The organism is Methylopila sp. 73B (genome assembly GCF_000526315.1).
GTDB lineage: Bacteria > Pseudomonadota > Alphaproteobacteria > Rhizobiales > Methylopilaceae > Methylopila.
Genome location: NZ_JAFV01000001.1, coordinates 3,324,486 through 3,338,235 on the forward strand (window position 1 = coordinate 3,324,486; position 13,750 = coordinate 3,338,235).

The following is a 13,750-nucleotide window of genomic DNA, read 5'->3' on the forward strand; positions in this document are numbered from 1 at the left end:
GTCGTTGAGGTACCACGGCGCGAGCCCGCGCGGGAGAGCCGCGCCGTCCCCCTCGCGCAAGGCTGAACCGCTCCCGTGCATCCCCTCGTCGGCCGCACCGTGCTCCAGATCCTGCCCGCGCTGGACGCTGGCGGCGTGGAGCGCACGGCCATCGACGTCGCGCAGGCGCTGGTCGCCGTCGGCGCGCGGGCGGTGGTCGCGAGCGAAGGCGGCCGTGGGGTCGCGGCGCTGGAGGCGGCCGGGGCGCGCCACGTGGTCTTTCCCGCGGCCAGCAAGAATCCACTCACGATGGCGGCGAACGTCGGACGGCTCGCGCGGCTCGTCCGCGCCGAGGGGGCCGACATACTCCACGCCCGTTCCCGCGCCCCGGCCTGGAGCGCGCTCGGCGCGGCGCGGCTGGCCGGCGTTCCCTTCGTCACGACCGCGGCCGGCATCCATTCCGGAAACTCCGCCCCGAAGCGGTTCTACAATTCGGTGATGGCGCGCGGCGACCTGGTGATCGCGAATTCCGGCTTCACCGCGTCGCACATTGCCCGACAGCATGGCGCTCCGAAGGGGCGGCTGGCGGTCATCCCCCGCGGCGTCGATCTCGCGGCCTTCGACCCGGCGGCGGTGGACACCGCCCGTGTGGCCGCCCTGCGCGCCGCCTGGGCGATCCCCGAGGCGGCGAAAGTGGTGCTGCTCGCCGCCCGGCTCACGTCGTGGAAGGGACAGTCGGTTCTGCTCGACGCCGTAGAAAGGCTCGGACGCGACGACGTTGTCGTTGTTCTCGCCGGCGAGGCGCAAGGGCGGGAGCGTTACCGCGACGGGCTGATCGCGCAGGCCGAGGGGCTCGGGATCGCCGACCGCCTGCGTCTGCCCGGCCACGTCGCTGACGTGCCCGCGGCGCTGCTTGCGGCGGACGTGGCGGCCGTGCCTTCGACCGAGCCCGAGGCCTTCGGACGCGGCGCGACGGAGGCGCAGGCCATGGGCGTCCCCGTCGTGGCCTCCGCCCACGGCGCCGTGGCGGAGACGGTGCTCGCGCCGCCGGCGGCGAGGGACGACGCCCGCACGGGATGGCTCGTGGCGCCCGGAGATCCCGATGCGCTCGCCGAAGGTCTGGCGGCGGCGCTTGCGCTCGGTCCCGACGACCGCGCTGCCCTCGCCTCCCGCGGCCGGGCGCACGTGGCGGCGCATTACGGCCTCGAGGCGATGACGCGCACGACGCTCGAGGCCTACGTCAGCCTGCTCGACGACGCCGGGCGTTGACTTCCCGGTCCTTTGTCACGATCTTTGGCTCGCCGTCGGCGACGTTCGCCGCTTTGGCGCGCGCCTCGTGTCAGAACACGGGGCTTTCCGCGTTGGAGCAGATGACGGCGCACCGTAATGTTAAGAGGAGATTGCAGCCATTCGTCGTCCCATGAGGCCAGTCGCGCCGGTTCAAAAAGACGGACCCCGCGTCAACAAGGAGATCCGCGTCCTCGAGGTTCAGCTCATCGACGCGAGCGGGCAGAATCTCGGCCCTACGAAGATCAATGACGCGCTCCAGGCCGCGGAGGATTCGGGGCTCGATCTCGTCGAGATCGCGCCGAACTCTGTTCCGCCTGTCTGTAAGCTGCTTGACTACGGCAAGTACAAGTACCAGTCGCAGAAGAAGGCCGCCGAGGCTCGCAAGAATCAGAAGATCGTCGAAGTCAAAGAGATCAAGATGCGTCCCAACATCGATGATCATGACTACGAGGTGAAGATGAAGGCGATGCGCCGGTTCTTCGAGGAAGGCGACAAGGTCAAGGTGACCCTGCGGTTCCGCGGCCGCGAGATGGCGCATCAGGACCTGGGCCTGAAGCTGCTGATCAAGGTGCGCGAGGAGGTTTCCCCGATCGCCAAGGTCGAGAGCGATCCGTCGCTCGAAGGCCGGCAGATGACGATGGTGCTCGCGCCGCGCTGATCCCGCGCGGCGCCTCCGGCGCCAAAGGCTTTCTGCGCTCAACGTTCAGCAAAGATGAACGAGCTCCGCTTCACGTGAACGGTGGTTGCGGAGCCGTGTCATCGGCTATAGTGCTTCGATCGGTCGCGGCAGAGGTCGCGGCGATGTGAGCAAGTCTGGAATGTCGATGCAGATGACGGCCGAAGCTGCGAGCGGAGCGGACGCTCGCGTGGGAGCTGCGTCCGAGATGACGCTGCTCATCGTGGACGACGACAAGTCCTTCGTGCAGCGGCTCGGCCGCGCCATGGAAGCCCGCGGTTACGCAGTCACGGTCGCGGAGAGCGTCCGCGAAGGTCTCGACGCGGTCGAACGCGCGCCCCCGGCCTTCGCGGTGGTCGACATGCGGCTCGGCGACGGGTCCGGCCTCGACGTCATATCGGCGCTGAAGTCGCGCCGGGCGGACGCCCGCGGCGTGGTGCTCACTGGCTACGGCAACATCGCGACAGCGGTCACCGCGGTGAAGATGGGCGCGGTCGACTACCTCGCGAAGCCCGCCGACGCCGACGAGATCCACAGCGCGCTGAGCGCCGGCGACCATAAGCCGGAGCCGCCGGAAAACCCGATGTCGGCCGACCGGGTGCGCTGGGAGCATATCCAGCGGGTCTACGAGCTCTGCGGCCGGAACGTCTCGGAGACCGCGCGCCGCCTCAACATGCATCGCCGCACGCTTCAGCGGATCCTCGCCAAGCGCGCCCCGCGCTGAGGCGCGGGCAGAGCTGCGCCTGACGAACGAAGCGCAGGAATCCCCCCCTCGATAGAGGGGAGGGTGGACGGGCTGTAGCCCGGCCGGGCGGGGTGGCGGCCGTACGGGCTCCGCCCGTTTCGCCCGTTCTACGCCATCGTGCTCGACGCCTAAGACCCCACCCGACCTCGGCTTCGCCGAGGCCACCCTCCCCACGCTGCGCGTGAGGAGGGATGTCCCGCGCACATTGGCGAAAACGCTGCGACGCGCGCCTTAAAGAATGAACTGGCTCAGGTCCGCGTTCTTCGCGAGGTCGCCGACGAACTTGCGCACGTAGTCGCCGTCGACGGTCACCGTCTCGCCGCTGCGGTCGGCGGCGGTGAAGCTGATCTCGTCGAGCACCCGCTCCATCACCGTCTGCAGCCGCCGCGCGCCGATGTTCTCGACGCTGGAGTTCACCTCGACGGCGATGTCCGCCAGCGCGTCGACGCCGTCCGCGGTGATATCCAGGGTCACGTTCTCGGTCGCGAGCAGCGCCACGTACTGTTTGACGAGGCTCGCCTCGGTGTCGGTGAGGATGCGCACGAAGTCCTCCCGGTCGAGCGCCGAGAGCTCGACGCGGATCGGGAGGCGGCCTTGCAGCTCCGGCAGCAGGTCCGAGGGCTTCGCCACATGGAACGCGCCCGAGGCGATGAACAGGATGTGGTCGGTCTTCACCGGCCCGTGCTTGGTCGCGACGGTGGTGCCCTCGATCAGCGGCAGCAGGTCTCGCTGCACGCCCTCGCGCGAGACGTCCCCGGCGCGGCCCTCGCGGGCGCAGATCTTGTCGATCTCGTCCAGGAACACGATGCCAGCGTTCTCGACCGCCTTGATGGCCTCGGCGACGAGTTGCTCCTGGTCGAGCAGCTTGTCGGACTCCTCGGCGATCAGCGCCTCGTGGCTGTCCTTGACCAGCACACGGCGGGTTTTCTTCTGGCCGGGCATGCCTTTCCCGAAGATGTCGCCCAGCGAGATCATGCCGACCTGACCGGGCATCCCCGGGATCTCCATCATCGGAGCGCCCGACGAGGCCACCTCGATCTCGATCTCCTTCTCGTCCATCTCGCCGTCGCGCAGCTTCTTGCGGAAGCTCTCGCGGGTCGCCGGGCTCGCAGTTGCGCCGACCAGCGCGGTGACCACCCGCTCCTCCGCCGCCATGTGGGCCTTGGCGGAGACGTCCTTGCGCTTGGTCTCGCGCGTCAGGCCGATCGCGACCTCGACCAAGTCGCGGATGATCTGCTCCACGTCGCGGCCGACGTAGCCGACCTCGGTGAACTTGGTGGCCTCGACCTTCAGGAACGGGGCGTTGGCGAGCCGCGCCAGCCGGCGCGAGATTTCGGTCTTGCCCACGCCGGTCGGCCCGATCATCAGGATGTTCTTCGGCTGCACCTCCTCGCGCAGGTGGCCGGTGAGCTGCAGGCGGCGCCAGCGGTTCCGGAGCGCGATCGCGACCGCGCGCTTGGCGTCGCGCTGGCCGACGATGTGCCGGTCGAGCTCGGAGACGATTTCGCGGGGGGAGAGGTCGGTCATGGCGGGCCTCGGAAACTCTACCGAACGGGTGGAAGGGCGCGGCGGGCGGGGGAGGGAACGCCTGCGAGCACGAGGCGGCGCGCCGGGCGCCAGCCCGCCCCGAGCGTGACGACGAAGCCGCCAAGAAGCACAAGGGTCAGCGCGAAGATCGCGCCGGGGTCGATGTCGGTCTGCGCGACGAGCACGCCGATCGCGGCGCCGAAGTAGATCAGCCCGGACATCAGCAGGGCGCGCCGGTCTATCGCGAGCGCGAGCAGGGCGAGCGCGAGCATGATCGCGACGACGAGGCCGGCCTCGGGACCGGTGGGCGCGCTCGGCGTCGCGACCGCGAAGGCGAGCAGCGCGTGCACGATCATGGGGGCGGCGAGGAGGTGGAGCCAGAAGGCGTGGTCCGCCGCGAGCGTCACCCGGCCTGGGTCCTTCAGGTCGTACCGCATGGCGACGGCGAACACCGCCAGCCCCAATGCGAGCAACAGGCCGTCCCAATGGGCTTCCACGGCGCCTGGCGCGACGGTCTCGAGCGCGGCGAGCCCGAGACCGATCGCGCCGCCTGCGATCAGCAGGCTCGAGAACGGCAGGCGGAAGCGCAGCCGGAACGCGACGGCGGCCGCAAGCCCCACGCCGGCCACGGCGAAGAACGTCGCGCCGCCCGGCGCTTCGGCCAAGGCGCCCAGCGCGAAGGCGGCCGCAGTCACGGCGTAGGTGACGAAGCCGAGCGCGAGTACGATGCTCGGAAGCACCAGCCGCTGCCGGCGGGCGAAGATCTCGGAGAGCGCCCAGATCGCGCCCGCGCCCAGCGCGAAGGCGGCGGCCTGCGCGCCCTCGGGGATCACGGCCATGACCGCCAGCCGGAAGCCGATCAGCACCGCCGCCAGCCCGAAGCTCATGAACACGTCGTGGAAGCCGCGCACGAAGCGCACGTCCTCTCGGTCGGCCGCGCCGAGCGGGGAGGGCCCCTCGTCGTCGCGCGTCAGAAAGGCGCGCAGCCGGTCGGCCGCGGCCTGGTCGATGACGTCCGCCGCGACCGCCGCGGCGAGGTCGTCAGCCGACGGTCTCAAGACTCTCAACCGTCACGTTGCCGTTGGTGTAGACGCAGATCTCGGCCGCGATCTTCATCGCCTTGCGCACGATCGCCTCGGCGTCCGCGTCGGTGTCGGACAGCGCGCGCGCCGCTGCGAGCGCGTAGTTGCCGCCGGAGCCGATCGCGGCGATCCCGTCCTCCGGCTCCAGCACGTCGCCGGTTCCCGTGATGACGAGCGCCACGTTCTTGTCGGCGACCAGCATCATCGCCTCGAGCCGGCGGAGGTAACGATCGAGGCGCCAGTCCTTGGCGAGCTCCACCGCCGCGCGCAACAGCTGGCCGGGATGTTGCTCGAGCTTGGCCTCGAGCCGCTCGAACAGCGTGAAGGCGTCGGCGGTCGCGCCCGCGAAGCCGGCGATGACCTGCCCCTTGGCGATGCGCCGGACCTTCTTGGCGGTCGCCTTCATCACCGTCTGGCCGAGGCTGACCTGGCCGTCGCCCCCGATGACGACGCGCCCGCCCTTGCGGACGAGCACGATCGTCGTCCCGTGAAGAATGATCTCGGACATGGAGGCTCCCGCAGGACTGTCGTGGGAGCACAGGTAGGCATTCCTCGCGGCGGCGAAAAGGGCGGCGCCTCCGCTGCTTGCGCCGGCGTCAGGCGCCGCGGCTGGTCTCGAACAGGAACCAGGCGCGTTTCTCCGTCTCGTCGATCCAGTTCTCGATCAGGCTCGCCGTCGCGACGTCCTCGTGTTCGTCGGCGAGATCATGAGCTTCGCGCAGCCGTTTGACGTGGTCGCGGTTGTCGTCCCGAAGCTCCGCCAGCATGTCTTGCGGCGTCACGAAGTCGGCGTCGTTGTCCTTGACGCGCTGGAGGCGCGAGATGTGTCCGATCGAGCGCAGCGTGGTGCCGCCGATCTTCCGCACTCGCTCGGCGATGTCGTCGGTCGTCGCCAGGATCTCGGCGGCCTGCTCGTCGAGCAGCAGGTGATAGTCGCGGAAGTGCGGCCCACTCATGTGCCAATGGAAATTCTTGGTCTTCAGGTAGAGCGCATAGGTGTCGGCGAGGACGGCGTTCAGCGCCCCCTCGAGATCGCGGATCGCGTTTGATCCTAGGTCGGTCGGAGTTGCGAGCGCCGCCTTCTTGCGCGCCCGGACCTCTTCGGTGGGTTTCTTGGCCATGGCAGTCACCTCGGGATGAAACCGGACGAAGCGCCGGTGAGGGTCCAAGTAGAGGGCAAGTCGACGCCGTCGATATGCGCCCGCGGGCGCCGCAGATGCGCTATGCCGTCTTGTGGGAGGCGTCCGTTGGCCTTGGGCGCGCCGGCGTGCTATCGACCCCGCGTTCCCATGACAGATCCGCGACTGCGTTCGCGGCGTTCAAGAGGCTTCCATGCGCCGCGCCGAGGTGATCCGGACGACTGCCGAAACCGACATCGCGCTCTCCGTCGATCTCGACGGTTCAGGCGCGTCGACGATTTCGACCGGCGTCGGCTTCCTGGACCACATGCTGGAGCTGCTGTCGCGCCACGCCATGATCGACATGGAGATCAAGGCGAAGGGCGACGTGCACGTCGACTTCCACCACGTCACGGAAGACGTCGGCATCGCGCTGGGCCAAGCCGTGCGCAAGGCGCTCGGCGAGATGAAGGGCCTCACCCGCTATGCCGACGTGCACATGCCGATGGACGAGACCCTGACCCGCGTCGCGATCGACGTTTCGGGACGGCCGTTTCTGGTCTGGCGCACGGCGTTTCCGACCCAGAAGGTCGGCGAGTTCGACACCGAGCTGGTGCGGGAGTTCTTCCAGGCGTTCGCGACCCATGCGGCCGTGACACTGCACGTCGAGACGCTCTATGGCGCGAACTCCCATCACATCGCCGAGTCCTGCTTCAAGGGGCTCGCGCGCGTTCTGAAGACGGCGTTCGCGCTCGATCCGCGCGCCGGCGACCGGCTGCCCTCCACCAAGGGCCGCATCGGCGACTGACGTCTTTCAAAGGCTGACCCACATTGCAGACCTGGCTGATCTACGAACCCCCCGGCGGCGCCGCGCGCACGCTCGACGACGCCGAACGCTTCGTCGTCGTGCGCGAGGGCTTCCACAAGCTCGCCTTCCTCGCGCCTGCGATCTGGCTGCTCTACCGGCGCTGCTGGATGGCCTTCGCGCTGTATGTCGCCGCCGAGGTCGCGCTGGCGCTGGTCGCGCGCGGGCTCGAACTGCGCGGCGGATCGGCGCTCGTCTTCGCGCTGCTGCCCAACCTCGCGGTCGGCTTCGAGGCGTCGTGGCTCCGCGCCCGCGCTCTGGAGCGTCGCGGCTATTCCTACGTCGCCAGCGTGTTCGCCCGCGGCCGGGAGGAGGCGGAGGCGCACTTCTTCACTGATTGGCTCGCCGACCAACCGCGCGAGACCGCGCGGCCGCGGCCGTCCGGGACGCCCTATCGCCCGGCGCAGCCGGCGTTCAGCTTCTTTCCGCAGCCCGGAGCGGCGCGGTGACGATCGCGGTCGTCGACTACGGCGCCGGCAATCTCCGCTCGGTCGAGAAGGCTCTGATCCGGGCCGGAGGCGAGGGCGTGGTCGTGACGAGCGATCCCACGCAGGTGGCCTCCGCCGACCGCGTGGTCCTGCCCGGCGACGGCGCCTTCCCGGACTGCCGCACGGCGCTCGGCCAGGCCTCCGGCCTCGGTGAGGCGCTGGACGAGGTCGTGACGCGCCGCGGGCGGCCTTTTCTCGGCATCTGCATCGGCATGCAGCTGCTCGCCACCACAGGCGAGGAGTATGAGGAGACGCCGGGCCTCGACTGGATTCCCGGCCGGGTCCGCCGGATCGAGCCCGGCGACGCGCGGCTGAAGGTGCCGCACATGGGCTGGAACACGCTCAACCCGCACCGCGATCACGCCCTGCTCGACGGGCTGGCGCTGGGGCAGGGCGGCCTGCACGCTTACTTTCTGCACGCCTACCACCTCACGCCGAACGACCCGGACGACGTCGTCGCCTCCGCGACCTACGGCGGCGAGGTGACGGCGCTGGTGGCGCGCGGCAACGTCGCCGGCGTCCAGTTCCATCCCGAGAAGAGCCAGACCCTCGGCCTCGCTTTGCTCGCGAACTTCGTCAGGTGGCGTCCGTGATCCTTTACCCCGCGATCGACCTCAAGGGCGGCTCGGTCGTCCGGCTGCGCCAGGGCGACATGGACCAGGCGACGGTCTACGGCCGCGACCCTGGCGGCCAGGCCAAGGCTTTCGCCGCCGAGGGCTTCGCGTGGATCCACGTGGTCGATCTCGACGGGGCCTTCGCCGGCGCCAGCGTCAACGCCGCGGCCGTCGACTCCATTCTCGACCAGGCCCGGGTTCCCGTGCAGCTCGGGGGCGGCATCCGCGACATGAAGGCGGTCGACGCCTGGCTGAAGCGCGGCGTCGCCCGCGTCATCATCGGCACCGCGGCGGTGCGCGACCCGGAGTTCGTGAAGGCGGCGGCCCGGGCCCATCCGGGCAAGGTCGCGGTGGGGGTCGACGCCCGCGACGGGCGCGTGGCGGTGCAGGGCTGGGCCGAGCTGTCGGACATCACGGCGCTCGACCTCGCCCGCCGGTTCGAGGACGCCGGCGTCGCCGCGATCATCTACACCGACATCGCGCGCGACGGCTTGCTCGGCGGCCTCAACCTCGAGTCCACCCGCGAGCTGGCCGAGGCCGTCGCGATTCCGGTGATCGCCTCCGGCGGCCTCGCCGACATCGAGGACGTCCGCCGCCTGCTCGCGCCGGAAAACGCCGCCGTCGCGGGCGCGATCACAGGCCGTGCGCTCTACGACGGCCGGCTGAACGGACGCGAGGCGCTCGCCTTCGTGCGCGCGGCGAAGACGGCGACGTAATAAAGGTACCTTCGCGAAAGCGCGGCGCAGCCGCTAAAAGTCAAGCGTAGCTGACGGCGCTCTTGTAGAAAGGTTGTCGTGCGTCCCGCGCGATGGAATGTAATCATATGACTACGGCAGCCGAGCGCGACGCGCGCTTCATGCGCAGCGTCCTCGCCGCCTCGGACGACTGCATCAAGATCATCGATCTTGAGGGGCGCCTCGTCTTCATGAGCGAGGGCGGCCAGCGGGTGATGGAGATCGACGACTTCAGCGCTCTCGCCGGCTGCAACTGGCCGGACCTTTGGACCGGCTCCGGAAACCTTCACGCCAAGGCCGCGATCGCGGCGGCGATCGACGGCCGCAGCTACCGGTTCCAGGACATCGCCAACACGGGCAGGGGCAATCCCCGCCATTGGGACGTGCAGGTGAGCCCGATCATCGGCCGCGACGGCCGCCCGGAGTCGATCCTGTCGGTCTCGCGCGACATCACTACGCTCAAGGACAGCGAAGAGCGGCACAAGCTGCTGGCCGCCGAACTCAATCACCGCATCAAGAACCTGCTGACGCTGGTGCAGGCGATCGTGGGCCAGACCCTGCGGGCGGGCGGCGACGTCGCGCGCTCGTTCCACGCGCAGATCTCGGAGCGGCTGGTCGCGCTCGCCAAGGCCCAGGACAGCCTCATGAAGACGACGTCCGCCGAGGCGGACCTCGACGCCTTGGTGCGCAGCGTGCTCAAGCCCCATGGGCTGGAGGAGCGCGTCCGCGTGGATGGCCCACCCGTGCGGCTCGCCGACCGCGCGGCGATGGCCTTCGCTCTGGCGGTGCACGAACTGGCGACCAACGCCGTCAAGTACGGCGCCCTGTCTGCGGACGGCGGGCGCGTCAACCTCAGCTGGGGCTTCGCCGACGGCCTGCTCCATTTCGAATGGCGCGAGGAGGGCGGGCCGAAGGTTTCGCCCCCGACGCGGCGCGGCTTCGGCTCGCACGTCATCGAGCGGGCGCTGTCGGGCTATCTCAGCGGCGAGGCGAAGATCGACTACCGGCCCGAGGGCGTGGTCGTGACGCTGGCCGCGCCGGTCGCCGCGCTTCTCGCCGGCAACTGAACGGCCGACCGTCCGTCGCGACGCGCTGGGAGGCGGTTCCCACGGACGGCGCAGGCGGGAACATAGCGCTTGGTTGATGCGTGATGATCGATGCGATAGAGATTTCCGCATGCGCACCACGGTGACGATCGACGACGACATTCTGTCCGCCGCGCGAGCGCTTGCGGAACGGGAGCGGCGGAGCCTTGGAGCGGTGCTCTCCGACCTTGCGCGCCGGTCCTTGTCGGACGTGCCCATTTCGAAGACCCGGAACGGAATTCCGCAACTGCCGATATCTCGGCCCGGGGTCGTCATCACGACTGAACTTGTGAAGCGGTTGGAAGATGAACTGCCGTGAGCTTCCTGCTCGACGTCAGCGTCTTGATCGCGCTGATCGACTCCGCGCACGCTGAGAGCCAGCTTGCGCACGATTGGTTCGCCGCCGAAGGCCGACACGATTGGGCCACGTGCCCCATCGTCGAAAACGGCGTCCTGCGGATCGTGAGCCAGCCGAGCTACCTCAACTCGCCCGGATCTCCGGCGATCGTGGCGACGCTTCTCAGGACTTTCTTCGCCATGCCCGGCCACCGGTTCTGGGCGGACGACGTCAGCCTGCTCGCCGACGATCGGGTGGACGTTCTGCAATTGTCGTCGCATCGTCGAGTCACCGACACCTATCTCCTGGCGCTTGCGGTCAAGAACGGCGGTCGGTTTGTGACGCTCGACCGCCGCTTGGCGCCTGACGCGGTATCACGCGGGCGCGAGGCTTTGGTCGTGATATGACAGCATGAGGAGCCGTGTGCGCCAGTCAGTGCGCCGCCATCGAGGCGATACGCTGGGCCACGCCGCTCGTGATCATTAGCGATAGAGTGAGCGCGAATAGACAAGCCAACGCAGCAAGGTGCTTTCGGGCGCCCAGCAGAGCGGCAGAAACCTTCGGGCCAACGGTCTTCTCGCCGGCGATTGTCGGCCAAAGTCTGTATGAGAAGATCCAGAACCCGTAGACCAAAGCGATTACGGCTGTTGCGAGAGAAAGAAGTCCAAAGGCCTGCGCCACCGCTTGGTCTCCCGAACTCGTAAGAGCACAAGCTCCCGTGCAAAGCGTTAAAGCATGTTAAAAATCCGCGTCATCCCCTGCCTCGACGTCAAGGACGGCCGCGTGGTCAAGGGCGTCCAGTTCGTCGACCTGCGCGACGCCGGGGATCCGGTGGAGGCCGCGATCGCCTATGACGCCGCGGGCGCCGACGAGCTCTGCTTCCTCGACATCACAGCGAGCCACGAGGAGAGGGCGATCCTGCTCGACGTCGTCGCCCGCACGGCGGAAAACTGCTTCATGCCGGTGACGGTCGGCGGCGGCGTGCGCTCGGTGGCGGACGTGCGCGCGCTGATGCTGGCCGGCGCCGACAAGGTCTCGATCATGTCCGCCGCGGTGAACGACCGTTCCGTCGTGGCGCGGGCCGCCGAAAAGTTCGGCGCGCAGGCGATCGTGGTCGCGGTCGACGCCAAGAAGGTCTCGCAGGCGGGCGAGGCCGACCGCTGGGAGGTCTTCACCCACGGCGGCCGCCGCCCGACCGGCCTCGACGCCGTGGCCTACGCGGCCGAGGTCGCGAGCCTCGGCGCTGGCGAGATCCTGCTGACCTCGATGGACCAGGACGGCGCCAAGCACGGCTACGACCTCCCGCTGGTGCGCGCGGTTGTGGACGCGGTGCCGGTGCCGGTGGTGGCCTCCGGCGGCGTCGGCACGCCGGCGCACATGGTCGAGGGCGTCATCAAGGGCGGGGCGAGCGCCGTGCTGGCCGCGTCGATCTTCCACTTCGGCGAATACACGATCGGCGAGACCAAGGCCGCCATGGCCGCCGCCGGCCTGCCGGTCCGGCTCGATCCGGCGGCGTAAGGACGAAATGATGACGAACTCACGTCCGGCTTCGTCCTTCTCCCCTCCCCCCTGCGGAGAGGGGCCGGGGGTGGGGGTGGCGCAGGATAAAACGTCACCCTCGGATACGGCCCCGTTCGACGGATCGGGCCTTCTCTCCGCATCGCCCCGGGCCGGCGCGCTTGCAGAAGCGCGACGTGGAAGCGTCGCGACATCTGCGGCGCTACCCCCACCCCTTACCCCTCCCCGCAAGGGGGAGGGGAGACCAGCATGTCCCGGATCATCCCGGACCGCAGAGCCAGGACCGATTGGTTTTCCTGCCCCGCAAGGGTGGCGGGGACGCGCTGCGTTCCGCCGTCTTCAAGCGAGCGTCCAGTGACCGGCTTCACCCTCGACGACCTCGCACGCATCGTCGCCCAGCGCGCCGACGCCTCCACGGCCGAAAAATCCTACACCCGCTCGCTGGTGGAGGCGGGCCCCGCCCGCTGCGCCAAGAAGCTGGGGGAGGAGGGCGTCGAGGTGGCGCTCGCCACCGCCTCGGGAACGAAGGTCGAACTCGTGGCCGAGGCTGCGGACGTGCTTTACCACCTGTTGGTGGCTCTCAGGGTACGAGAGGTCGACCTCGCCGAGGTCATGGCCGAACTTGAGCGCCGCACCGTGCAGTCGGGCCACGCGGAAAAGGCCTCCCGGGAGCGCTGATGGACGACCGGCCGCGGATCCGAAATCCCTCGCCCTACGCCACCTTCACCCGGCAGGACTGGGCGAAGCTCCGCGCCGACACCCCGCTGACGCTGGACGCCGCCGACCTCGATCGGCTGAGCTCGCTCAACGACCCGATCGACGTGGACGAGGTCGAGCAGATCTACCTGCCGATCTCGCGCCTGCTCGCGTTCTACGTCACCGCGCGCCAGCAGCTGTTTCGCGCCACCCAGCGCTTCCTGGGCCACGGCGAGACGCGGGTGCCCTACGTGATCGCGGTGGCTGGGTCAGTCGCCGTGGGCAAATCCACGACCGCCCGCGTGCTGCGCGCGCTGCTCGCCCGCTGGCCGGCGACGCCGAAGGTCGACCTCGTCACCACCGACGGTTTCCTTCTGCCCAACGCGGTGCTGCAGCGCGAAGGCCTGATGAACCGCAAGGGCTTTCCGGAAAGCTACGACGTCCAGGCGCTGATCCGCTTCATCTCCGACATCAAGGCCGGCAAGCGCGAGGTCACCGCGCCGGTCTACAGCCATCTGGTCTACGACGTGGTGCGCGGCGAGCAGCTGGTCATCGACCGCCCGGACATCGTCATCATCGAGGGGCTGAACGTCCTCCAGACCGGCGACAAGCCGCAGAACGGCCGCGTCACGCCCTTTGTGTCCGACTTCATCGACTTCGGCATCTTCCTCGACGCCGACGAGCCGTTGCTGCATCGCTGGTACGTCGAGCGCTTCATGCGGCTGCGCGAAACCGCGTTCCGCGACCCGCAGTCCTACTTCCGCAAGTACGCCCAGGTGTCGAAGACCGAGGCGATGGAGCAGGCGGAAAAGCTCTGGGCCGACATCAACCTGCCGAACCTGCGCGAGAACATCCGCCCCACCCGGCCGCGCGCCGACCTGATCCTGAAGAAGGGCCGCAGCCACCGGATCGACGAAGTCCGGCTGCGGAAGATCTGATCGCTCCTGACCGCATCCTCACACGACCGCAGCTCGACGCCGCGCTGGACCGGCTCTG

17 protein-coding genes are annotated in these 13,750 nt (G+C 69.2%); 13 read left to right on the top strand and 4 right to left on the bottom strand.

Translation table 11 applies throughout. The features are described from left to right. The first annotated feature begins 75 nt into the window (after positions 1-75). From K244_RS0115970 to K244_RS0115980, 3 genes are all read left to right on the top strand, one after another. The gene (locus K244_RS0115970) at positions 76-1,248 is read left to right on the top strand and encodes a glycosyltransferase family 4 protein (RefSeq protein WP_020187286.1); all 1,173 of its coding nucleotides are present in this window, start codon (positions 76-78) and stop codon (positions 1,246-1,248) included. 139 nt (positions 1,249-1,387) lie between these two features. Further along, a complete protein-coding gene (gene infC, locus K244_RS0115975; protein WP_197027221.1) occupies positions 1,388-1,927 on the top strand; it encodes a translation initiation factor IF-3 in 540 nt (179 codons plus the stop codon). Positions 1,928-2,099: 172 nt separating this feature from the next. Then, positions 2,100-2,669, top strand: a complete 570-nt coding sequence (locus K244_RS0115980) for an ActR/PrrA/RegA family redox response regulator transcription factor (RefSeq protein WP_146035717.1) — start codon at positions 2,100-2,102, stop codon at positions 2,667-2,669. A gap of 252 nt (positions 2,670-2,921) precedes the next feature. Here K244_RS0115980 and hslU read toward each other — a convergent pair whose 3' ends face one another. The 4 genes from hslU to K244_RS0116000 form a co-directional block, all read right to left on the bottom strand. Continuing rightward, positions 2,922-4,217, bottom strand: coding sequence for an ATP-dependent protease ATPase subunit HslU (gene hslU, locus K244_RS0115985; RefSeq protein ID WP_020187289.1), 1,296 nt, complete (start codon positions 4,215-4,217; stop codon positions 2,922-2,924). Positions 4,218-4,234: 17 nt separating this feature from the next. Further along, a complete protein-coding gene (locus tag K244_RS0115990) occupies positions 4,235-5,275 on the bottom strand; it encodes a hypothetical protein (RefSeq protein ID WP_020187290.1) in 1,041 nt (346 codons plus the stop codon). Beyond that, a complete protein-coding gene (gene hslV, locus K244_RS0115995; RefSeq protein WP_020187291.1) occupies positions 5,259-5,807 on the bottom strand; it encodes an ATP-dependent protease subunit HslV in 549 nt (182 codons plus the stop codon). The genes K244_RS0115990 and hslV overlap by 17 nt, the downstream gene beginning before the upstream one ends. An 88-nt stretch (positions 5,808-5,895) precedes the next feature. After that, positions 5,896-6,420 carry a DNA starvation/stationary phase protection protein gene (locus tag K244_RS0116000; protein ID WP_020187292.1) on the bottom strand — a complete coding sequence of 175 codons (525 nt, stop codon included), beginning with the start codon at positions 6,418-6,420 and terminating at the stop codon, positions 5,896-5,898. Between the two features lie 211 nt (positions 6,421-6,631). Between K244_RS0116000 and hisB the strand changes: the two genes are divergently transcribed. The 10 genes from hisB to coaA all read left to right on the top strand — a co-directional run bounded on the left by hisB (position 6,632) and on the right by coaA (position 13,692). Continuing rightward, a complete protein-coding gene (gene hisB, locus K244_RS0116005) occupies positions 6,632-7,225 on the top strand; it encodes an imidazoleglycerol-phosphate dehydratase HisB (protein ID WP_020187293.1) in 594 nt (197 codons plus the stop codon). Between the two features lie 23 nt (positions 7,226-7,248). Further along, complete coding sequence (locus K244_RS0116010; RefSeq protein WP_020187294.1) at positions 7,249-7,731, top strand: DUF2628 domain-containing protein; 483 nt, start codon at positions 7,249-7,251, stop codon at positions 7,729-7,731. After that, positions 7,728-8,363 (top strand): imidazole glycerol phosphate synthase subunit HisH, encoded by a 636-nt coding sequence (hisH, locus tag K244_RS0116015; protein WP_020187295.1) that lies wholly within the window; start codon positions 7,728-7,730, stop codon positions 8,361-8,363. Before K244_RS0116010 ends, hisH begins: the two co-directional genes overlap by 4 nt. Then, positions 8,351-9,100, top strand: a complete 750-nt coding sequence (hisA, locus tag K244_RS0116020; protein WP_020187296.1) for a 1-(5-phosphoribosyl)-5-[(5-phosphoribosylamino)methylideneamino]imidazole-4-carboxamide isomerase — start codon at positions 8,351-8,353, stop codon at positions 9,098-9,100. The genes hisH and hisA overlap by 13 nt, the downstream gene beginning before the upstream one ends. Positions 9,101-9,207: 107 nt before the next feature. Then, positions 9,208-10,185: a PAS domain-containing sensor histidine kinase gene (locus tag K244_RS0116025; RefSeq protein WP_020187297.1), complete on the top strand. Its 978-nt coding sequence runs from the start codon at positions 9,208-9,210 to the stop codon at positions 10,183-10,185. A gap of 109 nt (positions 10,186-10,294) precedes the next feature. Further along, a complete protein-coding gene (locus tag K244_RS0116030; protein WP_020187298.1) occupies positions 10,295-10,522 on the top strand; it encodes a hypothetical protein in 228 nt (75 codons plus the stop codon). After that, positions 10,519-10,947 (top strand): TA system VapC family ribonuclease toxin, encoded by a 429-nt coding sequence (locus tag K244_RS0116035; protein ID WP_020187299.1) that lies wholly within the window; start codon positions 10,519-10,521, stop codon positions 10,945-10,947. Before K244_RS0116030 ends, K244_RS0116035 begins: the two co-directional genes overlap by 4 nt. 328 nt (positions 10,948-11,275) lie before the next feature. Beyond that, the gene (gene hisF / locus K244_RS0116045) at positions 11,276-12,058 is read left to right on the top strand and encodes an imidazole glycerol phosphate synthase subunit HisF (RefSeq protein WP_020187301.1); all 783 of its coding nucleotides are present in this window, start codon (positions 11,276-11,278) and stop codon (positions 12,056-12,058) included. A gap of 354 nt (positions 12,059-12,412) precedes the next feature. Beyond that, positions 12,413-12,736 carry a phosphoribosyl-ATP diphosphatase gene (locus tag K244_RS0116050; protein ID WP_020187302.1) on the top strand — a complete coding sequence of 108 codons (324 nt, stop codon included), beginning with the start codon at positions 12,413-12,415 and terminating at the stop codon, positions 12,734-12,736. Then, the gene (gene coaA, locus K244_RS0116055; RefSeq protein WP_020187303.1) at positions 12,736-13,692 is read left to right on the top strand and encodes a type I pantothenate kinase; all 957 of its coding nucleotides are present in this window, start codon (positions 12,736-12,738) and stop codon (positions 13,690-13,692) included. The genes K244_RS0116050 and coaA overlap by 1 nt, the downstream gene beginning before the upstream one ends. Positions 13,693-13,750 lie beyond the last annotated feature (58 nt).

Bases quoted from the DNA above. Each gene is read 5' to 3' on its own strand.
- K244_RS0115980 (WP_146035717.1), top strand. From the start codon at position 2,100: ATGACGGCCGAAGCTGCGAGCGGAGCGGACGCTCGCGTGGGAGCTGCG.
- hslV (WP_020187291.1), bottom strand. From the start codon at position 5,807: ATGTCCGAGATCATTCTTCACGGGACGACGATCGTGCTCGTCCGCAAG.
- coaA (WP_020187303.1), top strand. From the start codon at position 12,736: ATGGACGACCGGCCGCGGATCCGAAATCCCTCGCCCTACGCCACCTTC.
- hisB (WP_020187293.1), top strand. From the start codon at position 6,632: ATGCGCCGCGCCGAGGTGATCCGGACGACTGCCGAAACCGACATCGCG.
- K244_RS0116025 (WP_020187297.1), top strand. From the start codon at position 9,208: ATGACTACGGCAGCCGAGCGCGACGCGCGCTTCATGCGCAGCGTCCTC.
- K244_RS0116030 (WP_020187298.1), top strand. From the start codon at position 10,295: ATGCGCACCACGGTGACGATCGACGACGACATTCTGTCCGCCGCGCGA.
- K244_RS0116000 (WP_020187292.1), bottom strand. From the start codon at position 6,420: ATGGCCAAGAAACCCACCGAAGAGGTCCGGGCGCGCAAGAAGGCGGCG.
- hslU (WP_020187289.1), bottom strand. From the start codon at position 4,217: ATGACCGACCTCTCCCCCCGCGAAATCGTCTCCGAGCTCGACCGGCAC.
- hisF (WP_020187301.1), top strand. From the start codon at position 11,276: ATGTTAAAAATCCGCGTCATCCCCTGCCTCGACGTCAAGGACGGCCGC.